Raw genomic sequence first — 21,433 nt, 5'->3', positions numbered from 1 at the left:
TCCTCGGTATTAGACGGACAGGCTGTAACGACCCAGGTTGGTCAACAGATACGGATCATTGGCGATGGGCGGCCGGCGCCCCGGATCACCCAGGGCGTGACGCAAAAACTCCTGGGTGCGCTCACTGGTGGGGTGCTGAAAGATTTGCGCGGCGCTGCCGTGCTCGACGATCACGCCGTTCTCGGTGAAGTAAACGATGTCGCTGATCTCTTCGGCGAAACGCATTTCGTGGGTGACCAGCACGCAGGTCATGCCCTCTTCGGTCAGCTCGCGAATCACCGTCAGCACTTCGCCGACGGTTTCCGGATCGAGGGCCGAGGTCACCTCATCAAACAGAATCAGTTCCGGACGCATCGCCAGGGCGCGGGCAATCGCCACCCGTTGTTGCTGACCGCCCGAGAGCTGGCCCGGATAGGCATCGGCCTTGTGTTCCATCCGCACCTTGGCCAACAAGGCGCGGGCGTCTTTCTCGGCGTCGACCCGGTTGCGCCCCAGCACCTTGCGCGGGGCAATCACCAGGTTCTCCAGCACCGACAAATGCGGGAACAGGTTGTATTGCTGGAACACAAACCCGACGCGCTTGCGCAATTCGATGCGCTGGGCTTCCTGGGCCAGGGTGTGAACCTCGGTCGTACCGACGCGGATGCTGCCGCGCTGGGGCTGCAACAGGCCGGTAATGCAGCGCAGGATGGTCGATTTGCCAGAGCCGGACGGGCCGATGATCGACACGGCCTGGCCGCGATGCACGTCGAGGTCGATGCCTTTGAGCACCGGATTATTGCCAAATGACAGGTGCAAGTCGCGCAGGCTGACCAAGGGCTCGGCGACGGTTTCAGTAGAAGGCATAACGTCGCTCCAGGCGTTGGGTGAGTCGGGAAATCGGGTAGCAATAGGCAAAGAACAGCACCAACAGGCTCAGGTAAATCACCACGGTGAAGCCGGTCATGTTCACGGTGTTGCTGGCGATTTGCGCGGTGTCGATCACGTCATGCACGCCCACCAGGGACGCCAGCGCGGTGCCCATGGTGATCACCGCATACAGGTTCATCCACGGCGGCAACATGCGTTTGAAGCACTGCGGCAGGATGATCGAACGGAAAATCTGCCCTCGAGTGAACGCCAGGGAACGTGCGGCCTCCCATTGGGTGCTGGGGATCGAGGCAATGGCGCCACGGAAGATTTCCGCGACGTTGGCACTCGCCGGCAAGGCCAGGCCGAGGGTGACCTTGACCCAGTCCGGGAACGAGACATAGGCACTTCCGATGTGGATCTCGAACGGAAACACATAGGTGGTGAAATAGATCAGCACCAGCCAGGGCGCATTGCGAAATATCTGCACCCAGATCCGTGCCGGCAAGCGCAGCAGTCGAAGTGGGGACAGCGCCAACGCTCCGACCAACAGCCCCAGCAACGACCCCAGGCCGATGGCGACGAGGCTGATCAGAATGTTCTGGCCAAAACCCACGGCCAGCGCCGGCGACCATTGCAACAAGGCCTTGAACACCGGGCTTTGCGGGGCGAAATACACCAGCCACAGTACGACGCAAACCAACAACAGCAGCTTGCCAACATGCCGCCGAGGCCAGGCCACCGGTGCGCTGACGGACGATTCAATGGCCATAGCCGGGCATCCTCAGGCGCGCTTCAAGGTAGCGCCCCACGCAATTGACGATAAAACTCAGCAGGCCGAAAAAGCTCAGGATCAGAATCATCAGCTCCAGCACGTTGTCGCTTTGGGTCCAGATCATGATCGCCGCGTAGGTGATGTCCCCCACGGCAATGGCCGAGGCCACAGCCGTCATTTTCACCAGATCGATCAAGTTGTTGATCAGCGACGGCAAGGCAAAACGCAGGGCCAATGGCAGTTGCACATTCCACAGCAACTGACGGCTGCTGAACGCCAGCGAACTGGCGGCTTCCAGCGTCACGGTCGGCACCGCCTCGATGCCGGCGCGCAAGGCTTCGGCATGGAACGCGCCCTTGTGCAACGAGATCACGATCACCACCCAGGCGAACGGCGTCAGCGGGTTGGCCGCACCGACGGCTTGAGTCAGCAGCATGTTCAGCACCAGGAAGGCGCAATACAGCTGCACCAGCGTCGGTGTGTTGCGGGTGACCTCAACAAATATGCGTGCCGGTTTCGCCAGCCAGGGTTTTCCAGAGGTCAGCATCGCCGCCAATCCGACACCGGCCAGCAGGCTGCCGACAATGGTGAACAGGCAAAGCAGCACCGTGGTCAGCGCACCCTGCTCCAGGGTTCCCCGCTGGTAGGCGTCCAGCAGAAAACCGTAGTTCAGGCCCAACCCGGCGGTCCAGTGGACAAAAAGCTCCAGCCAATGACTCATGGTTCGCCCCGCAATTGCCCGCAGGCGTGAGCGATGCGACGCCCGGCTTCGGTAACGCTGTCGGTCGCCGTGGCGATGGACAGGCGAAACCACGGTGAAAGACCGTAAGCGCTGCCCGCCACACCGGCCACGCCCGCCTCCAGCAGATACGCCACGACATCAGCGTCGCTGTGAAGGCATACGCCGTCCGGACGATAACGCCCCAGCAACCCGGCGCAGCGAACAAACACGAAGAAACCACCTTGGGGTTCTAGCACTTCAAGACCGTCCACATCGCGTAAGGCGCTCACCAGTAAATCCCGGCGTTGCTGATAGGCCGCCACCTGCTCCGGCAGAAAATCCAGGCCACCCTCGAAGGCCGCCAACGCAGCTGCTTGTCCCACCGAAGAGGCCCCCGACGTGGATTGCGATTGCACGACCGCCATGGCGTTGGTCAGCACTTGCGGCCCGGCACCAAAACCGATGCGCCAGCCGGTCATGGCGTATGTCTTCGACACACCGCCCACCAGCAGGCAGCGCGGTTGCAAGTCCGGCGCGACATTGAGCAGGCTCTGCGCGGGCTGACCGTCAAAGCGGATATGTTCGTAGAGTTCATCCAGCAGGATCAGCACCTGCGGATGGCGACGCAGCACCTCGGCCAAGGCTTGCAATTCAGCCGCGCTGTACACCGCGCCGCTGGGGTTGCCGGGACCGTTGAGGATCAGCCAGCGAGTCCGCTCGCCAATGTGCTGGTTCAGCTGTTCTGCGGTGAGCTTGCAGCCCTGCGCCAGCGCGCACTCGATAAACACCGGCTCGCCGCCATTGAAGCGCACGCTGTCCGGGAAGGACGGCCAGTACGGCGTCGGCACCAGCACTTCATCGCCGTCGTCGAGGGTCGCGGCGAAGGCATTGAAGATGATCTGCTTCGCCCCGTTGGCAATCACAATCGATTCCAGCGGATAGTCGAGATGGTTTTCCTGCTGGAGTTTGCGTTGCACGGCAACACGCAAGGCTTTTACGCCCGGCGTCGGGGTGTACTTGGTGGCACCGGCGGCGATGGCGGCATAAGCAGCCTGTTTGATGTGTTCGGGGGTGTCGAAATCCGGCTCGCCGGTGGTCAGGTCGAGAATGTCGCGACCGGCATCACGCAGTGCGGTGGCCTGGGATTTGGCGGCGGCATTGGCCGACAGCGAGACGCGCTGCACGCGCTTGGACAGACGAAGCGTCATGACGGCACCACCTCCAATACCTTGCCCGGATTGAGCAGGTTTTTCGGGTCCAGCGCCTGCTTGATCCGGCGCATCAGGTCGAGTTCCACCGGACTTTTGTAGCGCTCCAGCATGTCCCGTTTGCGCTGGCCGATGCCGTGTTCGGCGCTGATCGAACCGCCGTGGGCATGGGCGCTGTCATGAACCAGCAAGCTGAGCGCCGCGTAGCTAGCCATATGCGCCTCGACCGTTGAATCAAGTGGATGAGCAACGTTGTAGTGCAGATTGCCGTCGCCCAAATGGCCGAAGGTGAAGTGGCGGACACCGGGAAAATTTGCCTGCAACAACGCATCGGTGTGGGCGACAAACGCCACGACCTGGGAAATCGGTACTGAAATGTCGTGCTTCATGTTGCGACCGGCACGCTTCTGCGCCTCGCTCATGTTCTCCCGCAACAGCCACAAGGCTTCGCTCTGAGCCAGGCTTTCGGCGATCAACGCATCGGCCAGCAACTCGCGTTCGAAGGCGTCCCCCAGCACTTCTTCAAAGGCTTGGCGGGCATGGGCTTCGCTGTGGTTGTCGGACAGTTCCAACAGTGCAAACCAAGGCTGCCTGGCGCCGAGAAAAGGTTGCGGACCTTGCGGAAATTGCTCGCGCAGCAGCGCGAGGCAGTCAGCACTGAGCAGTTCGAACGCGGTGAGGCTGGCACCGAAACCGGCGCGGGCATGGGACAGCAATTGCACCGCCTGGGCCAGGGTGTCGAAAGCCAAGAGTGCCGTCGCCTGCGCCTTGGGCAGCGGGAAGAGTTTCAGGGTCGCGGCGGTGATGATGCCGAGGGTGCCTTCGCTGCCGATATACAGGTCGCGTAGGTCATAACCGGTGTTGTCCTTGCGCAAGCCGCGCAAGCCGTTCCAGATTTCGCCCTCGGCGGTGACCACTTCCAGGCCCAGGGTCAGCTCGCGGGTATTGCCATAACGCAGCACCGCGGTGCCGCCGGCATTGGTGCCCAGATTGCCGCCGATGGTGCAACTGCCTTCGGCGCCCAGACTCAGGGGAAACAACCGGTCGGCGTCACGAGCAACCTCCTGGACGGTTTGCAGAATGCAGCCCGCCTCGACGGTCAGGGTGTCGTTGTCGGTGTCCACCGTCCGCACACGATTCAGACGATCAAGCAACAGCAACACCGCTCGGCCGCTGGCATCCGGGGTCGCGCCGCCCATCAGCCCGGTGTTGCCGCCCTGCACCACCACCGGCGTATCACTGGCCACACAGGCACGGACCACGGCCGCGACTTCTTCGGTGTTCGCCGGATGCACCGCCGCGATGACCTGCCCGACGTAACGGCCCTGTTTGTCGGTCAGGTAAGGCGCGGCCTCTTCGCTGCTCTGCACATGGCTGGGGCCGAGCAGTTGCTGCAAGGCCACAAACAATTGCCGACTCATGGTTGCGACGCCAGCGGAGTCGAGTTGCGGTACTGCTCATGTAGATCACGCAACGCCTGGGACGGCGTCATACCGGTGCGCTCGCCCAATTCGATCAGCCAGCCGCTGCGGTGCCAGTCGCGCACGATGGCGTCCAGTTTTGCCTGAGTATCGTGCTCGCCTTTGCGCAGCCAGATCACCGAGTTCGACGGGATCAAATCACCCGGCAGCGGGATTTCATACTCAGCCCACTCGGCATCGCTCAGCAGCGCATGCATGGTCGGACTGACATGCACCGCCGCCACGCAACCATTGCCGCGCAGCGACAACAACGATTCGGATTGGCTGCGGAACGCCTTGATCTCTGCGCCGTAGGTTTCCTGCAAGGGCTTGATGAAGTTGCTGCCTTGGGACACGCACACCGGCTTGCCCTTGAGATCAGCCCATTGAGTCACGCCAGCGCCTTTGCGAATCAACGCCGCGCCGCCAACCTCTTCATAAGGTGTGGGCACGTAATCGAGAATCTCGCCGCGCTCTTCGGTGAACTGCATATTGGCGATCAGGATGTCGACCTTGCCCTGCTGCAGGAACTGCACGCGGTTGGGCGCCAGTACCGAAACGGTCTTCGTTTCGACGCCCAACGCCTTGGCGATGCCCTTGGCCAGTTCGACGTTGTAGCCCAGGTGTTCACCGGTCCTCGGGTCGATGGTGCCGAATGGCGGGCCACTGAGAATCACCCCGACGCTGATGGCGGGGCGTTGCTCGATCTTGTCCAGCGTGGCATCGGCCTGGGCAAGGCTGGCGCCTAACGCGGCGGACCAGGCGAGGCAAAGCGTGGCCAGGCTTCTGGCGGAAAAATATCGGTTCATGCACGACTACCTTGAACGACCGCCCGGTAAAAGAGACGGTCTGTTGAAAACGATGAGGTGGAGAACCGGGGGTCAGGCGCCGTTGGCCTGGAACTGTTTCTGCAGCTCCACCAGAGCGGGCGACGCGGGGGTGATGTGGTTGCGGGTCTGGGCCTCAATCAACCAGCCGCTGCGGTGCAGTTCCTTGATGATCGAATCGAGCTTGGCCTGGGTATCGCTTTCTCCAAGGCGGGTCCAGATCACCGACGGCGCGGGATTGAGTTCCGGCGTAAGCGCGCGATAGCCCTGCCATTCGGCGGTGCCGGCGAGCAGCGGATTGATCAGCGTGGCGTCATGCACTGCCGCGACGCAATTGTTGCCGCGCAACGCCAACAGGGATTCCGAAGAGCTCTTGAAGGCTTTGATCTCGACGCCCAACTCGGTCAGCGGCTTGATGTAGCTGCTGCCCTGGGAGGTGCAGACCGGTTGGTTTTTCAGGTCTTCCCAACGGGTGATCTTGCTGTCCTTCAACACCGCTGCGGTTCCGCCTACGCGGTAGAACGGTGTCGGCACAAACCCGAGGATCTCGCCGCGTTCGGCCGTCCACTCCATGTTGGCAATCAGCAAATCGACTTTGCCCTGCTGCAAAAACTGCACGCGGTTGGCGGGCAATACCGGCACCAGCTCCACCTCGGCGCCCAGTTGCCGTCCCAGTTCCTGAGCGAGATCGACATTCAAACCGCGCGGCTTTTGGCTCGCTGGATCAATCCCGCCAAACGGGCCGCCGGACAGCAATACGCCGACCACCAGCACATGCCGTTGCTCGATCTTGTCCAAGGTTGCATCAGCCCGGGCACCGGTGCTGGCAACCAGCGAGATCAAGGCGCCCAGCATCACAGGCAACAATTGTTTAACGGCTGAGCACTTTTTCGACATGGATCTTCCCCTGATGATTGATCGGCGTACCCCGACCTGATGTGGAGGCATCCTAGGTACAGCGTTGAAGTAACGGAAATTCAAATATCTAATATCGTTATAACTTCCCGTGCTCTCACCGGGAGTGCACTTCAACAAGACCAGTATTTACTGGCGCTAAAGTTCTATAAGTGAAAAACCCAGCAAAAACACATAAATAAACGTAATGTTTATGTTTTCAGCCTTGATATAAAAACAGCCCCGGAAATGGCCATGCCGACCTCACCCACCCTCGATCTCGAATTACTGCGCACCTTCATTGCCGTGGTTGATCACCACAGTTTTGCCGAGGCCGGCGCGCAACTGGCCCGCACGCAATCGTCGGTCACCCAACACATGCAACGTCTGGAACAGCAAGTGGGGGTGAGCCTGTTCGAAAAGCGCGGACGGCAAAAGCAACTCACCGAACCCGGCTTGCAGTTGCTGCGTCATGCCCGGCAGATGCTGTCGCTCAACGACGATGCGCTGAACTCCCTGCGTGAAAGCAGCTTGAGTGGTGTGTTGCGCATCGGTTCGCCCCACGACATTGCCGACACCATCCTGCCGCCGATCCTCAGCCATATCGCCCGCTCGGCACCGCGCTTGCGTCTGGAGATCGATGTCGGGCGCAGCCCGTTTCTGATGGACGACTTGCACCGGGGCAAGGTCGACATGGTGATTTCCACCCGCCAGGACCCAAGCCTGGAAGGCTTCGCCTTACGCACTTCGCCGGTGTGGTGGATCTGCTCGGCGCAGTACATTCACAACCCCAGCGAACCGTTACCACTGATCCTCGTGGACGAACCGAGCATCTACCGACGCTATGCCCTGGAGGCGCTGGAACGCGCCAACATCAGTTGGCGCCAGGCGTACCTGGCGTCGAATCTGATTGGCATCAAGGCCGCGACCCGTGCAGGCCTGGGTGTCACCCCCAGAAGCATGGAGATGCTCGGCCCAGACATGCGCGTGCTGGGTGAAAATGACGGATTGCCGCGACTGCCGGACGTGACCTACTACCTGTGGATCAGGCCCAACACCGCCAACTTGATTGCCCGCAAGGCCTATGACTTGATTCGTGCGAGCCAGGGGCTGTCCTTTTCCTGACGTGAGCGGCTCCGCGGATTCAAGCCCTGGCCATTTCAGAGCTTGGCGATCGAGACTTCGGTGGATTTGACGAAGGCAATCACCTCGCTCCCCACTTTCAATTCAAGATCGCGTACTGAACGGGTGGTAATCACCGAGGTGACGATGCCGGAGGCGGTTTGCACATCGATTTCGGAGACCACTTCGCCTGTCACAATTTCCTTGATGACACCCTTGAACTGGTTGCGGACGTTGATCGCTTTGATGGTCATGATGAGGCTTCCTGTCTGATGTCGAATACATCCGCACGGATGTGCAGGCCTTCAAAATGAACCTCACGAACAAATATTAAAAGGAATAAATATCGATTTGCTTATTCCTATATCGAATATAAAGTCCGCCCAGCATTTACCACAACGCCACGGTATAGCTGACGATCAGGCGGTTCTCATCGAGGTCATTACCGAAGTTCGAGCGCACTGACGCGTTGCGCCATTTGAGGCCGAGCCCTTTCAACGAACCGTCCTGCACCACGTAAGCGATATCGGTGTTGCGCTCCCATTCCTTGCCTTCACCCGGCGCAGTGCGTTGCACATTGTCGCCAGAGATGTAGCGCGTCATGAAGGTCAATCCCGGCACACCGAGTGCGGCAAAGTTGTAGTCGTAGCGCGCCTGCCAGGAATGCTCCTCGATGTTGGCGAAGTCACCGATCTGCACGAAGTTGACCAGGTACGGATCGCTGCGCCCGATATACGGAAACGGATCGTCGCCGCTCATGCGCTGATAGCCGAAACCCAACGCATGGCCGCCCAGGCTATAGGTGAACAACGCACCGAAGGCCTGGTTGTCGATATCACGAAAGTTGCCGTCTTCGGTGCTGCGCGCATAGCGCACGTCGCTCTTGAGCGACTGGCCGGCGCCCAGGTCCAGCGCGTGCACAAGCCCGAGGTAATTTTGCTGGTAGATGTTTTCAAGCTGGCCGTAGCGGTATTGCGCGGTCAGGTTCGGCAGGAACTGATAGTCAGCCCCGGCAAACTGAAACCTGTCGCTCTGCCCGCCAATGCGGTTGGCGGTCATGTCCTGATAGTCGGTGGAGTCGACAAAATTGATCTGCGTGAGTTGACCGCCCGTTAGCTTCAAACGATCGATTTCCTGCACATTCACCAGGCCGCCCTTGAACGTTCCGGGCAACAGGCGTGTGTCGTTGGAGCTCACCACCGGGTCCTTGATCTGCAATGTTCCGAATTTCAGGGTGCTGTTGGACATACGCATTTTGCCCGTCAGGCCTAACTCACCATAGCGATCCTGTGAGCCGCCGGAGCCATTCGGCGGCAAGAGATTGGTACCCGCCGTACTGCCACCGGAGTCCAGCTTGAAACCGGCCATGCCCAAAACATCCAGGCCAAACCCCAACGTGCCCGCGGTGTAACCCGACTCCATCCGCAACAGAAAACCCTGCGCCCATTCCTCGGCCTTGTCGCGCGAACCGTCCTGGCGAAAATCGCGGTTGAAGTAGAAGTTGCGCGCTTCAAGGCTACCTTTACTGTCCGCGACGAAATCCGCCTGAGCGGCCGGTGCACAGAGCAGACCCAGGCCGAGCAATGTACCAACCGGGACGTACCCATTGAATGGGCGGGTGCGACCCGCTTTTGAAGGCACGTGGGCAGTCATGATTTTTCCCATGGAAGAGGTTCCTGCAGCAGCAAGCGAAGATGACGGACACGCCTCATTGTTTTTTTGTGAAGGCGTTGTCGTGGGGGGCGGACGCAGGCGACCTGCGTCGTGGAGCGGATTCTTCGTGTCGAGGCAGAACGGCGTCAAACGGGAAAAAGACGAGGTTATGCATAAGAAAATTTGATGCCCGCGATGGCGGACTCTGGAGTAACAATTGCAACTCGCCCCTTCATTACAAGAGCCATAAGCGCCAAGGGAACCGCCATGAACCTCAAATTCCTCGAAACCTTCGTCTGGGTCGCCCGCCTGCAAAGTTTCAGCCTGACCGCCGAGAAAATGTTCAGCACTCAGGCAGCGATCTCCAGCCGGATCGCCGCGCTGGAAGATGAGTTGGGCTTGCGCCTGTTCGTGCGCGATTCACGCGGGGTGTCGCTGACGCCCGAAGGTCTCAAGGTGCTCGACTATGCCGAGCAGATGCTTGAGGTTCAGCGCGCACTGAAACACTCGTTGGACAACACCAGTCCGCAGCAAGGGCTGGTGCGCATCGGCGTGATGGATACGGTGATTCACACCTGGCTCAGCCCGTTGATGTCGACCCTGATGCAGACCTTCCCTGCCGTGGAAATCGAGATCACCGCCGACGCCGCGCGCAATCTCTGCGAGCAACTGCAAAAGGGCTATCTGGATATCGTTTTTCAAACGGACCTGATCCGCCACGAAAGCGTGCGCAACCTTGAGCTGGCGCACTACCCCATGCACTGGATCGCCGCCAGCAACTCAATCTATGCCCGGCCTTATGCCTCGCTCACCGAGATGGCCGGCGAGCGCATCATCACCTTCGTCAAACACTCAAGACCGCATCAGGATGTGCTCAACCTGTTGCACGCTCATGGCATCGGCGCACCGCGCGTCAGTTGCGTCAACTCGGTGTCGGCCATGACCCGGCTGATTCGTGACGGCTTCGGTATCGGCGCCTTGCCGGCGGCACTGGTGGCCAAACCCCTGGCCAGCGGCGAGTTGATCCAGCTGGATCCCGGCAGCCGCTTGCCGCAACTGGATGTCGTGGCCTCGTGGCGCGCCGGGGTCGGACTGGAACTGATCGAGAACATCGTCGAGATGAGCCGTCAGGTGGTCTGCCAATACGCGGCGGATGTCGGTCCGCTACTCATGGTGGCGGCACCGGGCCTCGACAGTCGACTACCCCCTGAATAACTTTTAGTTGTCTGGGGGCAATAACATTCCTTGTTGGACGGCATCACCGCGGTTTTCTAAAAAGGGTCAACGATCCTGCCGAGATGCCATGATGAATCAGCCCGCCCTGTCCTTCGAACAACTGCAGCGCAGCACCCCTCTCGCCCTGCGCCAAAGCATCGCCGCCGGGCACTATCAGGGTCACACCAGCGGCCTGGGCCAAGGCCGGGTGCAAGCCAATATTGTGATTCTGCCCAGTGATTGGGCCAACGAGTTCCTCAGGTATTGCACCCTCAATCGTCAAGCCTGCCCACTGCTCGACATTACCGAGCCGGGCGATCCGTACTTTCGCAATCTCGGGACAGCCATTGATATTCGCCATGATGTGCCCCGATTCAGGGTCTATCGCCATGGCGAACTGAGCGAAGAACCGCTGGATATCGAACACCTTTGGCAGGATGACCTGGTGGCCTTCGCCATCGGCTGCTCGTTCTCCTTCGAACAACCGCTGCTGGATGCCGGCATCCCCCTCAAGCACATCGATCTGGGGCGCAATGTCGCCATGTACCAGACCAACATCGACACGCGCCCCACCGCTCGCCTCGGTGGCAAGCTGGTGGTGAGCATGCGGCCGATGAAAGCCGCCGACGCCATCCAGGCCATTCAAATCACCGCACGTATGCCCAACGTCCACGGCGCTCCCGTGCACATCGGCGATCCGTCGCTGATCGGCATCCACGCGCTCAACACCCCGGACTACGGTGATGCCGTCCCCATTGAAGCTGACGAAATACCAGTGTTCTGGGCGTGTGGTGTGACGCCTCAATCGGTGGTGCAGGCGTCACGTCCGCCACTGTGCATCACCCATGCCCCCGGTTGCATGCTGGTGACGGATTTGTACAACAGTGCTTTGTAAAGGCGTGGGTGTGCTTGAGTTCAGTGGATTGTGCCGAAGCCTTGTAAAACCACTCAATGTGGTCAACGATGCAATTGGCCTTCGTCCCTCATTTTGTGCCATGGACACTGCCCCATTTCCTGAATGTTCAGGACTAAAGTTCGCGCACATTACCCACAAAAGACCAGATGACGGCAGAACCGACTATCCTTTCGGACAGTGAACGCTGCACTCTTGGCAAAAAGGGACGCCATGCCAGACTATGATCGCGCCATCGGCTCCAGACCCGGCATCACAGACGGTGATCGAACCCGTCTGATCAGGCCCGGGCCACTCTGGATGGCTTCAATTACGGTTTTCTGTCTTTTCACGGCAACGCCCGGATTCGGCCAGAACCTGCCAACCGCAGCGGGCGCCGAAAACGCCACGGTTACGGTGATTCAAGCGCAGGAAATCGTTTCCAGGGCCACCCTCGATGCCGTTCGCTGGAGCGGCCCTGAATCCGGCCCGCAAGTCCTGCGGGGCAAGAGCATCGCCTTTGTCGCAGAAGATTTGCGTAATGGAGGAATTGTCGGTGTCGCGCAGGGCGCTCGCGAGGCAGCCAAGGCGATGGGCTGGACGCTGAAGATATTCGATGGCGCTGGATCATCGGCCGGGCGCGCAAAGGCCTTTTCCGATGCCCTGGCAGCGAAACCCGACGGCCTCATTCTGTGCGGCTCCGATGCCCTTGAGAACAATGCGGCACTGATCCTCTTCGCCAAACGGGATGTGCCGGTGGTTGGCTGGCACGCCGGGGCACGACCCGGGCCGATTGACGGCACGCCGGTGGCCATGAACGTCACGACCGACCCGCTCGAAGTGGCTCGCCTCACGGCCATGGCGGCAGTGGCACAGTCAAACGGACACGCCGGCGTGGTCATCCTGACCGACTCCAAGTACAGCATCGCCATGGCGAAAGCCAAGGCCATGGAAAACGTCATTCGGGCCTGTCCGGAATGTACGTTGCTGGAAGTGCGCGATGTCGCGATCTCCGAAAGTGGCGAGAAGATGCCGGCGATCACCAAGGAGCTGCTTCAGCGCTATGGCAAGCGCTGGACCCACACGCTGGCCATCAACGATATCTATTTCGACTACTCGATTGCCTCATTGACCAACGCCGCAATACCCAGCGACGGCATCAGTCTGTTGTCTGCCGGTGATGGCAGCGCTTCGGCTTTCTTGCGCATACAGGCAAAAACCTACCAGACCGTCACCGTGGCCGAGCCACTCAACCTGCATGGCTGGCAAGTGATGGATGAATTGAACCGGCTGTTTGCAGGTCAGCCGGTGAGCGGCTTCGTCGCGCCGATTCACCTGGTCAATGCCGACAATATCGCCTTCGACGGCGGGAAGAAATTCCAGTACGACCCTGACAATGGCTATCGAGACATCTATCGCCACCAATGGAATCCCTGATATTGGACGTTACTTCCCGGCTCGGACGCCAGCTATTGCCGCAATCGCTACGCGCACAGTTCACACTGGCGTTTCTGACGCTGGCGCTGCTGATCCTGGCGAGTGGTGCAACGGCGGTCTACGCCTTGCGCACGTCAAACAATGCCACCCGCCAGCTGACGGATGAACGACTGGTCCGCATGCAAGATGGGCAAGACATGCTGCAGCGTACCTTGCTGATCGAACGCCAGACCGATCAGCTTCTGACAACCCGCTCCTCCGACACCCTGCGTTCAAGCTATGCGGCGACCGTCGAACAGCTTGAAGCCCTTGATCAACTGGTGCAGCAGCTGACTGCCGCGAACAGTGGCGTGGCAATACTCGACATGCATCAGTCAAGTCAGATGTTCCGCAATACCGCCAACATCGTTGCGCAGCTGCGAGAAAGCCTGCTGCAAACCGAGGTCACCTTCGAGCAAACCATGGAGGATCACACCACCCGGTTAACCGCGACTCAGACCCGGGCCAGCCTGGAACTGGCGATGTTGCTTTTCGATCTGCCGCAGGCTGTTGACAGTGATGCCGTGCAACGGCTGCGGATCCGATATGAGCGCCTGTCACGCACCGCAGGCAAGTTACCCGACGCTGATGTGGAGACGCCCGATCTCTTCTCCCTGCGCCTGAGACTGATCAATCAGCACAACGTCATACAGCGCTTCAATGAGGAACTGAAGAATGAGGCCGGGGTTCTGGTCGCGGTTGCCCGTGCGCAATCCAGTGCTTACACGGAAGACTATCGCGAAGCCCTGCAGCGCCTGGTCGAGGCCTCAAATCGTAGCCAGCAATGGGTGCTGATCATGTTGGGCGCCAGCCTGGTGTTCGCCTGGTTCGTGACCCGGGTCTTCATGGGCCGTCATGTGCTCGCGCGTCTAAATGAAATAAGCCGGCAATTGCGTCAGGAGCACACTGACAAAACGCATTTGATGATGGCGGAACATGGAAAGGACGAGATCGGCAACATGGCTCGCGCGGTGAATCAATTTCTCAAAGACCGACTTCAGCTGGAAAAAAGAACGGTCCAATTGAGTATCGCCACAGAGCGACTCGCCCTGCAAAACAGCCGATTAGAGCAAGAAGCCGTCATCCGTGCCGGACAACGTCATGTCCTGGAGCTGATCGCCAGGAGCACCGAGCTTGCAGAAGTCCTCGACAGCCTGGCTCACCTGGTGGAGTCCCAACTGCAGGGGATGATGGTGTCCATCCTGGTGCTGGATGAGGATGGCAAGCACCTGCTGCACGGGGCTGCACCCAGTTTACCGAAAGCCTATAACCAGCTCATTGACGGGATTGCGATCGGTCCGAACGTCGGTTCATGCGGCACCGCGGTGTATCGACGAGAACCGGTCATCGTCACGGATATCGAGCTGGATCCGCTGTGGGAGGAGTACCGTTCAGTTGCTGCACCCTATGGATTTCGCGCCTGCTGGTCGACGCCGATTCTGTCCCATGAGCGAAAGGTATTGGGTACGTTTGCCTTGTATTCCAACACTGTACGCAGCCCTAGCTCGGCCGAGACGCGACTGATCGACATGGCGACACCGCTTGCCGGCATTGCGATAGAACGCCAACTTGCCGAAAAGCGCATTCGCTATATGGGCGACCATGACGCACTGACCGGGCTGCCGAATCGCACACTGCTCGAAGACCGCCTCAAGCAGGCAATACTTTATGCTCAGCGCTACGACCGCCTGGTGACGGTGGTGTTTCTCGATCTGGACAAATTCAAACTGGTGAATGACAGCCTTGGGCACAGTGCTGGAGACGAACTGCTGAAAACCGTCGCCCAGCGCATGCTGGAGTGTGTACGCCGCACCGACACCGTCGTGCGACTGGGTGGCGACGAGTTTGTGATCATCCTGTTCGACCAGCCCTCAGACCTCGACGGCGTTACTCCAGCCCTGCACAAAATCCAGGAAGCCATCCTGCGGCCGATTCAGCTCAGCGGACATACACTCCACGTCACCTGCAGCATGGGGTTGGCCACCTACCCTGCCGACGGCAGCGATACCGACACGTTGCTCAGCAACGCGGACGCCGCCATGTACCGGGCCAAGGAACTGGGTCGCAACAGTTACCAGTTCTATACGAGCGAGATGAAAAACAAGGTTCAGGGCAAGCTCGCCATGCAAGACGGGCTTCGAAACGCACTCAACCATGACGAGTTCCTGCTGCTGTACCAGCCACAGGTGGATTTGCAGTCAGGTCAGATTATCGGCGTAGAGGCACTGATCCGCTGGCAGCACCCCGAACTCGGCATCGTGTCCCCAATCAAATTCATTCCGCAGGCCGAAGAGACCGGGTTGATCGTGCCCATCGGCGACTGGGTGATTCATGCCGCGTGCAGACAGAACAAGGACTGGCAGGATGCGGGCTGGCCGCCGATCACCATGTCGGTGAATATTTCAGCACGCCAGTTCATCGAAAGGGACCTGATCGACCGGGTGATGCATGCCTTGCAAGAAACCGGACTGGACCCGATGTACCTTGAGCTGGAGCTGACCGAAAGTCTGATCATGCAAGACCTTCAGCAAGCCATCAGCAAAATGAAGGAACTGCAATCAATGGGGATCAGCCTCTCGATCGACGACTTCGGCACCGGCTACTCCAGCCTCGCAGCATTGAAAAGCTTCCCGATCGCGAGACTCAAGATCGACCAGTCTTTCGTGCGCGATCTGCCCGACAACGAGAACGACAAAGCCATCGCCACCGCGGTGATTTCGTTGGGGCACAAACTCAACCTCAAGGTCATTGCCGAAGGCGTCGAAACCGAAGAGCAGCAAACCTTCCTGCGTGAAAACGGCTGCGATGAAATTCAGGGCCACTTTTTCAGCAGAGCGGTCAGCGCAGAGGAAATCAGTCTGTTACTGCGTACGCCCCGGTTGCCTCAACCGAGCCGCATTGCGAGCCCTGACCCGGTAAGACGAAAACGCGATGTAAAACGCCCAAGCAGTCCAATGCCCGGGCATTAATGACTCAGCAGTTGCTATGCACTTATCTGATCAAGGAAGAAACGACATTGAAAATAGCTTTTGGCGCCCTGCTGTTGACCTGGCTGACGACTATCGCACTCGCTGACGAGAACCCTGTCGGCTTCCACTCTTCCACGCTGGCGGACTCGCACAATGACCGCGCACTGGAGATGGTCGTCTGGTACCCCAGTGCAACGACCGCAGCCACGCAAATGATTGGCGATGATGCGGTGTTCGTCGGGGCTTCTGCCGTTCGTGACGCGCCGCCCGCTGCTGGCAAGCATCCATTGTTGGTGCTCTCCCACGGGTACAGGGGTAACTGGAGCAACCAGATCTGGCTTGCCAGTGCTCTGGCTCATAGGGGTTACATCGTCGCCGCAATCAATCACCCTGGCACCACCACTCATGACCGTAGCCCTCAAGCAGCGGCGCAGTTATGGCAGCGGCCCGTTGATGTGCGCCGAGCCATTGATAGGGTCACGACTCAACCTGAAAAATTCGGCTTGGTCGCCAATGACCGAATTGCAGTGGTGGGCCATTCACTCGGTGGCTGGACCGCCCTGGAGATCGCCGGTGCTCGTTTCGATCCAGACCGCTTCGCCCATGACTGCAAAGCCCACCCGCAGTTAGCAAGTTGCACCGTCTATGGAAAGATAAACCCCGCAAGCACCTCAGAATCAAAGGCCGCGTTGGCCGCCGATTTGCGCGATAAACGCGTCACTGCTGTGGTTACCTTGGACCTGGGCCTTTCACGGGGCATGACCGATGAAAGCCTGGCTGCGCTGCCGGTACCAGCGCTGGTGATCGCTGCCGGCGTACCGTCGCGCGAGCTTCCCGCTGAGTTGGAGTCTGCCAACCTGGCCAAACGCCTGCCTCCGGCTTCAAGCCGTTACGTCGAAATCAGCGACGCAAGCCATTTCAGTTTCTTGTCGGAGTGCAAACCTGGCGCGGAAGTAATGCTCGAAGAAGAAGTACCAGGCGATGGCATCATTTGCCGGGATGGCGACAGCGCTCGCCCGCGTGAGGTGATTCAACAGCAGATTACATCGCTGATAGCAGAGTTTCTTCAGTCATCTATCTACAAAGAAGACAGTTTGTAAAATCGTGGTACGAGAGCATGTCGTCTAATTACTAGTTAGAACTCAGGAGAGATCCCCGATGCCCAGAGAATTCGAGCTCATTACGTCCGTGCCAGTCCCCTTGAGGTCCGGCATCTCCCACTATTACAAGTCGATGAACCTGGCGGACGCTTTTGCGATTCGGCTCCCTGCGGGCACATCCAGCAATCCAGATTTGCTAGCTCGATTCATCTTTTCCCACCAGCCATCCTGGATCGGATGGCTCTTGAAAGTCCGAGACACTATCGTTGCCTGTTTTGGTCTCAAGACAGCCAAACACTTGGCATCACTTGCTAATCGGATTGGAGTCTTCAAGGTCTACAGCACGAACCAGACTGAAATCGTGTTGGGAGAGGACGACAAGCACCTCGACTTCCGGATATCGGTTCTATGTTCTGGAGAGGCAGAGCCAGAAGGCAATCACCAACTCGTTTTGTCAACCGTGGTCCAGTGCCACAACCGCCTAGGCCGGGTCTACATCTTCGTCATTGCCCCATTTCACCGCTTGGTTGTTAAGGCCAGCCTCCTCCGTGCAGCGCAAGTCGGTTGGCCTCTGGCTACCTGCCCCTAAGGCTGAGAACGCTGTGTGCCCCCGAGGTCAACCCTTCCATCGAAAGGCTTGTTCCGGCAAGCCCGGACGCTCTGATACATTCGCCCTTTTTCAGGAGGGAACAATTATGCGAAGGATTATCGCAACGGGGGCGCTCTTGCTGGCCTTGGGCGGTTGCGCAACATCACCTATGCGGGTTTCTGAAGCGCGGCCAGTGCCGGCTAATCAGATGTACGCGTTCAAAAGCCAGGATTCAAAAGATCCGGGACGCCTGACCATTCTCCGTGATGACGGGTTTGTCGGTTCGGGATGTGACGTCGTGTTCTACATTGATGGTCAGCGCGCAGCCAAGATAGGTCCCGGCCAGAAGGCATCTTTCGTTTTGCCTGCCGGTGAAGTGAACCTCGGCACCGGGCTCGCCGAGTCTGGATTATGTGCTGGTGTCGCGATCAAAACTGTCGCGGCCAGCATCAAGTCAGGGAAAGAAGTGATTTATCGAATCAGCTGGGATACGCAAGATTTCTACTTGGGCCCCTACGTTGAATATGGACGTTGAGCCCAGACAGTTCCGGCCTGTCGCTTGGGACTCTTCAAAATGATGCCGTAACAATGGCATCCCTCGCTAATAGCCAGCGTAGACACCTACTCGCCCATAAAATCCCTCTTGAAAAGCGCGATAAATAGCTAGCTATTTGTTGACGAAAGTCTGAAGTATTCATTTGAACTTTCGGATTCTTCCACCCCGCCGCCTATGCCTAACATCGGCTCCACAGCGAACTAGCCTCGGCAGCGCTTAGTGGGACCCATCAGGCAGAGACCCGGCTCGAAAATCCTCTGCCGTTGTTGGGCCCTTGATCGCCGACTGGCTTTGTCGAAGTGCTTTTGCAGTAGGCCCGAGGATTTTTGAGGATCACCGATGAAGCTGGAAATTTTCCGCACGCTGTGGGGTTACACCGCCAGCAAGGCCCAGGCGCTTGAAGAGCTGCTGCAGGCGGGCTTTGATGGAATGGAAGCACGTCTGCCACTGGACGCCCGTGAACGGGCTGAGTTCGCCGCCTTTCTCCACGCCAATCGCCTGGGTTATATCAGCACAGTCTTCACGGCGTACGATGTGCTGCCAGACCAGTCGGCGACCCCTGCCGTTCACCTCAATGACCTCGATCAGAAACTCGCCTGGGCCGCCGAGCTCGGCCCACGTTTCGTCAACGTGCTGGCGGGCAACGATCGCTGGTCCTTGCCACAACAAGTGGAGTTCTTCGGTCAGGCACTGGAACTGGCGCGCAAGCACGGTCAGGTCTGCAGTTTCGAAACCCACCGCTCGCGGTCGCTGTTCAACCCTTGGGTGACCCTGGAGTTGATCCGGCAGCTGCCCGATCTGTTGTTCACCAGTGACATCAGCCATTGGGTCGTGACCTGCGAGCGTCTGTTGAATGACCCGGCCGATGATCTGAGCGCGTTCATCGAGCGGGTTCACCATATCCAGGCCCGGGTCGGTTACGACCAGGGCCCGCAGGTTCCGCACCCGGCGGCTCCCGAATATGCAAAAGAACTGGCTTTCCATCAGCAGCACTGGGAAAGCATCTGGCGCTCGCAGCAAGCCCGCGGTTACCAGGTCAGCACCCTGACCCCGGAATTCGGCGCCGACGGCTACCTGCATCATTTGCCCTTCACCAATGTACCGGTCGCCGACCTGTGGTCATTGAACGTGTGGATGGGCCAGACCGAGCGCGAACACTTCGAGCGTTTCCACCACTCAAGCAATCCTTAGGGAGCCGATGCGTCATGCCTGACAATAAAAACAACAGCGCCAGCACTGACACACACAATGCCAACTTCAATAGCATCCCGGTGGTCAACATCGCCGGTCTGTTCAGCGTCGAACTGGAACACCGCCTGGCCGTGGCCGAACATTTGGGGCGCGCCGCCAGCGAAGTCGGGTTCCTCTATATCACCCATCACGGTATCGACCCGCAACTGATCGCCAACCTGCGCAAGGCTGCCAAGGACTTTTTCGACCAGCCCTTCGACACCAAGATGCGGCACTACATCGGCACCTCGCAAACCCACAAGGGCTTTGTACCCGAAGGCGAAGAGGTCTATTCCAAAGGCAAGCCGGACCACAAGGAAGCCTTCGACGTTGGCTTCGAAGTCCCGGCCGATGACCCGCTGGTGTTGGCCAACACCCCGTTGCTGGGGCCCAACGACTGGCCTCAGTTGCCGGGTTTCAAGGCGTCGGTGCAGGCCTACTATGAAGCGATCTTCGCCTTGGGCCGGCGCCTGTTCGGCGGCTTTGCCCTGACCCTGGGCCTTGAAGAAAACTATTTCGACAGCCTGGTCACCCGCCCGCCGTCCAAGCTGCGCCTGATCCACTACCCCTTCGACGGTGCCGCCCATGACGCACCGGGCCTTGGCGCCCATACTGATTATGAGTGCTTCACCATCCTCCTGGCCGACAAACCAGGCCTTGAGGTGATGAACAACCTTGGACAATGGATCGATGCACCACCGATTGCCGATGCCTTTGTGGTGAACATCGGCGACATGCTGGAAGTGATGACGGCAGGCGCATTCGTTGCCACTGCGCACCGGGTGCGGAGCGTGAAGGAGGAGCGTTATTCCTTTCCACTGTTTTATGCCTGCGACTATCACACCCAGATCAAACCGCTGCCCGGGTTCGCCCAGGGAGGTAACGACTACGAAGAAATCACGATCGGCGAACACATGTATGGCCAGGCGTTGCAGACCTATCAGTATCTGCGCCAAAGGGTGGCCAATGGGGACGTTCAACTGCCAGGCAAGGCACGCAAGCCCGCCAGTTTCGGACATTTGAAAAATCAGGCTCAACCGTCCTGATTGAAGTTTTCAACTACACCCCTTACCTACGCCGGAGTCTGTAAATAATGAAAAACAATAAAAAAAACCTGTTGAGCCTGGCTGTATTGGCAGCCGGTATGCTCGGTGCCTCGTTGAGCATGGCCGCATCAGACACGTTCAAGGTCGGTATGGAAATCACTTACCCTCCTTTCGAGTCCTATGACAAGGACAAAAACGTGGTGGGTTCGGACCCCGAGATAGCAGCGGCACTGGCCAAGCACATGAACGCCAAGGTGGAGTTCGTCGACACCAAGTTCCCGAGCCTGATCCTGGGCCTGAACTCCGCCAAATACGACGCGGTCATTTCCGGCATGTACATCACACCGGAGCGCCAGACTCAGGCCCAAACCATCGCCTATGCCAACACCGGTGCCGCGGTCATGGTGCCCAAGGGCAGCGAGATCAATGCGAAAAAACCTGAAGACCTGTGCGGCTTGAAACTTGGCCTGGAACAGGGCACCACCTGGGTCAAGGAATTCAGGAAGCTGTCCGATGAGTACTGCGTGCCGAACAACAAAGGCGCCATCACCGTCAGCGAGTACCCCTCGGCACCCGAAGTGACCCAGGCCCTGTTGTCCAAGAACATTCAGGCCCAGGTTGAAATCGCCGGCGCCGCAAAATTGATCGCGGAAAAAACCAATGGCCGGGTAGTGATCACCACCGAACACCCGATCTATCAGCAAACCCTGGGTATCTTCGTCAAGAAAGGTAACGACGAAACATTCCAGGCCGTGCAAAAAGCCTTCGAGGAGACCAAAAAGAGCGGTGAGTACGCCGCTATTCTCAAGAAATATGGCTTGGAAGAACCGACTGCCCACTAAGAACGTGTC

General features: G+C 58.9%; 20 protein-coding genes. 11 read left to right on the top strand and 9 right to left on the bottom strand.

The window, feature by feature from the left end:
* Positions 1–9: 9 nt before the first annotated feature.
* The 7 genes from ACYZTZ_RS10900 to ACYZTZ_RS10870 all read right to left on the bottom strand — a co-directional run bounded on the left by ACYZTZ_RS10900 (position 10) and on the right by ACYZTZ_RS10870 (position 6,737).
* Positions 10–846: an amino acid ABC transporter ATP-binding protein gene (locus ACYZTZ_RS10900; protein ID WP_461998177.1), complete on the bottom strand. Its 837-nt coding sequence runs from the start codon at positions 844–846 to the stop codon at positions 10–12.
* On the bottom strand, positions 833–1,621 hold the full coding sequence (locus ACYZTZ_RS10895; protein WP_461998176.1) for an amino acid ABC transporter permease: 789 nt from the start codon (positions 1,619–1,621) through the stop codon (positions 833–835). The genes ACYZTZ_RS10900 and ACYZTZ_RS10895 overlap by 14 nt, the downstream gene beginning before the upstream one ends.
* Positions 1,611–2,345, bottom strand: a complete 735-nt coding sequence (locus ACYZTZ_RS10890; protein WP_140893106.1) for an amino acid ABC transporter permease — start codon at positions 2,343–2,345, stop codon at positions 1,611–1,613. The genes ACYZTZ_RS10895 and ACYZTZ_RS10890 overlap by 11 nt, the downstream gene beginning before the upstream one ends.
* Positions 2,342–3,553, bottom strand: a complete 1,212-nt coding sequence (locus tag ACYZTZ_RS10885) for an aminotransferase class I/II-fold pyridoxal phosphate-dependent enzyme (protein ID WP_461998175.1) — start codon at positions 3,551–3,553, stop codon at positions 2,342–2,344. Before ACYZTZ_RS10885 ends, ACYZTZ_RS10890 begins: the two co-directional genes overlap by 4 nt.
* Positions 3,550–4,974, bottom strand: a complete 1,425-nt coding sequence (locus ACYZTZ_RS10880) for an FAD-binding oxidoreductase (RefSeq protein WP_461998174.1) — start codon at positions 4,972–4,974, stop codon at positions 3,550–3,552. Before ACYZTZ_RS10880 ends, ACYZTZ_RS10885 begins: the two co-directional genes overlap by 4 nt.
* Positions 4,971–5,822 carry a transporter substrate-binding domain-containing protein gene (locus tag ACYZTZ_RS10875; protein WP_461998173.1) on the bottom strand — a complete coding sequence of 284 codons (852 nt, stop codon included), beginning with the start codon at positions 5,820–5,822 and terminating at the stop codon, positions 4,971–4,973. The genes ACYZTZ_RS10880 and ACYZTZ_RS10875 overlap by 4 nt, the downstream gene beginning before the upstream one ends.
* Positions 5,823–5,894: 72 nt before the next feature.
* Entirely contained in the window at positions 5,895–6,737 is an 843-nt protein-coding gene (locus ACYZTZ_RS10870; protein ID WP_461998172.1) for a transporter substrate-binding domain-containing protein, read from the bottom strand.
* Between the two features lie 252 nt (positions 6,738–6,989).
* Here ACYZTZ_RS10870 and ACYZTZ_RS10865 point away from each other — a divergent pair, with 252 nt between their 5' ends.
* Positions 6,990–7,859 carry a LysR substrate-binding domain-containing protein gene (locus ACYZTZ_RS10865; RefSeq protein WP_461998171.1) on the top strand — a complete coding sequence of 290 codons (870 nt, stop codon included), beginning with the start codon at positions 6,990–6,992 and terminating at the stop codon, positions 7,857–7,859.
* Between the two features lie 35 nt (positions 7,860–7,894).
* Here ACYZTZ_RS10865 and ACYZTZ_RS10860 read toward each other — a convergent pair whose 3' ends face one another.
* On the bottom strand, positions 7,895–8,110 hold the full coding sequence (locus ACYZTZ_RS10860) for a TOBE domain-containing protein (protein WP_008145745.1): 216 nt from the start codon (positions 8,108–8,110) through the stop codon (positions 7,895–7,897).
* Between the two features lie 136 nt (positions 8,111–8,246).
* Entirely contained in the window at positions 8,247–9,509 is a 1,263-nt protein-coding gene (locus ACYZTZ_RS10855) for an OprD family porin (RefSeq protein ID WP_461998170.1), read from the bottom strand.
* Between the two features lie 267 nt (positions 9,510–9,776).
* Here ACYZTZ_RS10855 and ACYZTZ_RS10850 point away from each other — a divergent pair, with 267 nt between their 5' ends.
* The 10 genes from ACYZTZ_RS10850 to ACYZTZ_RS10805 all read left to right on the top strand — a co-directional run bounded on the left by ACYZTZ_RS10850 (position 9,777) and on the right by ACYZTZ_RS10805 (position 21,424).
* A complete protein-coding gene (locus ACYZTZ_RS10850; protein WP_008145748.1) occupies positions 9,777–10,724 on the top strand; it encodes a LysR family transcriptional regulator in 948 nt (315 codons plus the stop codon).
* A gap of 91 nt (positions 10,725–10,815) precedes the next feature.
* On the top strand, positions 10,816–11,619 hold the full coding sequence (locus tag ACYZTZ_RS10845) for a putative hydro-lyase (RefSeq protein ID WP_461998169.1): 804 nt from the start codon (positions 10,816–10,818) through the stop codon (positions 11,617–11,619).
* A 414-nt stretch (positions 11,620–12,033) separates the two neighbouring features.
* Entirely contained in the window at positions 12,034–13,053 is a 1,020-nt protein-coding gene (locus tag ACYZTZ_RS10840; protein WP_462000663.1) for a substrate-binding domain-containing protein, read from the top strand.
* Positions 13,041–16,061, top strand: a complete 3,021-nt coding sequence (locus tag ACYZTZ_RS10835; RefSeq protein ID WP_461998168.1) for an EAL domain-containing protein — start codon at positions 13,041–13,043, stop codon at positions 16,059–16,061. Before ACYZTZ_RS10840 ends, ACYZTZ_RS10835 begins: the two co-directional genes overlap by 13 nt.
* 47 nt (positions 16,062–16,108) lie before the next feature.
* Positions 16,109–17,161, top strand: a complete 1,053-nt coding sequence (locus ACYZTZ_RS10830; RefSeq protein WP_462000662.1) for an alpha/beta hydrolase family protein — start codon at positions 16,109–16,111, stop codon at positions 17,159–17,161.
* 58 nt (positions 17,162–17,219) lie between these two features.
* Positions 17,220–17,750 (top strand): DUF2867 domain-containing protein, encoded by a 531-nt coding sequence (locus ACYZTZ_RS10825; protein WP_461998167.1) that lies wholly within the window; start codon positions 17,220–17,222, stop codon positions 17,748–17,750.
* A 106-nt stretch (positions 17,751–17,856) separates the two neighbouring features.
* Positions 17,857–18,285, top strand: coding sequence for a hypothetical protein (locus ACYZTZ_RS10820; protein ID WP_461998166.1), 429 nt, complete (start codon positions 17,857–17,859; stop codon positions 18,283–18,285).
* 360 nt (positions 18,286–18,645) lie between these two features.
* The gene (locus ACYZTZ_RS10815; protein ID WP_461998165.1) at positions 18,646–19,497 is read left to right on the top strand and encodes a sugar phosphate isomerase/epimerase family protein; all 852 of its coding nucleotides are present in this window, start codon (positions 18,646–18,648) and stop codon (positions 19,495–19,497) included.
* Between the two features lie 14 nt (positions 19,498–19,511).
* Positions 19,512–20,582, top strand: a complete 1,071-nt coding sequence (locus tag ACYZTZ_RS10810; protein WP_461998164.1) for an isopenicillin N synthase family dioxygenase — start codon at positions 19,512–19,514, stop codon at positions 20,580–20,582.
* Between the two features lie 47 nt (positions 20,583–20,629).
* Positions 20,630–21,424, top strand: coding sequence for an ABC transporter substrate-binding protein (locus tag ACYZTZ_RS10805; protein ID WP_046046875.1), 795 nt, complete (start codon positions 20,630–20,632; stop codon positions 21,422–21,424).
* The last annotated feature ends 9 nt before the right edge of the window (positions 21,425–21,433 follow it).

It is taken from the genome of Pseudomonas sp. LB3P58 (assembly GCF_054897895.1).
The sequence above is the reverse complement of the archived record's forward strand: the minus strand, read 5'-3'. Positions and strand labels throughout refer to the sequence as shown.

Excerpts from the sequence above, each read along its gene's own strand:
- ACYZTZ_RS10900 (WP_461998177.1), bottom strand. The coding sequence starts at position 846 with ATGCCTTCTACTGAAACCGTCGCCGAGCCCTTGGTCAGCCTGCGCGAC.
- ACYZTZ_RS10895 (WP_461998176.1), bottom strand. The coding sequence starts at position 1,621 with ATGGCCATTGAATCGTCCGTCAGCGCACCGGTGGCCTGGCCTCGGCGG.
- ACYZTZ_RS10890 (WP_140893106.1), bottom strand. The coding sequence starts at position 2,345 with ATGAGTCATTGGCTGGAGCTTTTTGTCCACTGGACCGCCGGGTTGGGC.
- ACYZTZ_RS10885 (WP_461998175.1), bottom strand. The coding sequence starts at position 3,553 with ATGACGCTTCGTCTGTCCAAGCGCGTGCAGCGCGTCTCGCTGTCGGCC.
- ACYZTZ_RS10880 (WP_461998174.1), bottom strand. The coding sequence starts at position 4,974 with ATGAGTCGGCAATTGTTTGTGGCCTTGCAGCAACTGCTCGGCCCCAGC.
- ACYZTZ_RS10875 (WP_461998173.1), bottom strand. The coding sequence starts at position 5,822 with ATGAACCGATATTTTTCCGCCAGAAGCCTGGCCACGCTTTGCCTCGCC.
- ACYZTZ_RS10870 (WP_461998172.1), bottom strand. The coding sequence starts at position 6,737 with ATGTCGAAAAAGTGCTCAGCCGTTAAACAATTGTTGCCTGTGATGCTG.
- ACYZTZ_RS10865 (WP_461998171.1), top strand. The coding sequence starts at position 6,990 with ATGCCGACCTCACCCACCCTCGATCTCGAATTACTGCGCACCTTCATT.
- ACYZTZ_RS10860 (WP_008145745.1), bottom strand. The coding sequence starts at position 8,110 with ATGACCATCAAAGCGATCAACGTCCGCAACCAGTTCAAGGGTGTCATC.
- ACYZTZ_RS10855 (WP_461998170.1), bottom strand. The coding sequence starts at position 9,509 with ATGACTGCCCACGTGCCTTCAAAAGCGGGTCGCACCCGCCCATTCAAT.
- ACYZTZ_RS10850 (WP_008145748.1), top strand. The coding sequence starts at position 9,777 with ATGAACCTCAAATTCCTCGAAACCTTCGTCTGGGTCGCCCGCCTGCAA.
- ACYZTZ_RS10845 (WP_461998169.1), top strand. The coding sequence starts at position 10,816 with ATGAATCAGCCCGCCCTGTCCTTCGAACAACTGCAGCGCAGCACCCCT.
- ACYZTZ_RS10835 (WP_461998168.1), top strand. The coding sequence starts at position 13,041 with ATGGAATCCCTGATATTGGACGTTACTTCCCGGCTCGGACGCCAGCTA.
- ACYZTZ_RS10825 (WP_461998167.1), top strand. The coding sequence starts at position 17,220 with ATGCCCAGAGAATTCGAGCTCATTACGTCCGTGCCAGTCCCCTTGAGG.
- ACYZTZ_RS10820 (WP_461998166.1), top strand. The coding sequence starts at position 17,857 with ATGCGAAGGATTATCGCAACGGGGGCGCTCTTGCTGGCCTTGGGCGGT.
- ACYZTZ_RS10815 (WP_461998165.1), top strand. The coding sequence starts at position 18,646 with ATGAAGCTGGAAATTTTCCGCACGCTGTGGGGTTACACCGCCAGCAAG.
- ACYZTZ_RS10810 (WP_461998164.1), top strand. The coding sequence starts at position 19,512 with ATGCCTGACAATAAAAACAACAGCGCCAGCACTGACACACACAATGCC.
- ACYZTZ_RS10805 (WP_046046875.1), top strand. The coding sequence starts at position 20,630 with ATGAAAAACAATAAAAAAAACCTGTTGAGCCTGGCTGTATTGGCAGCC.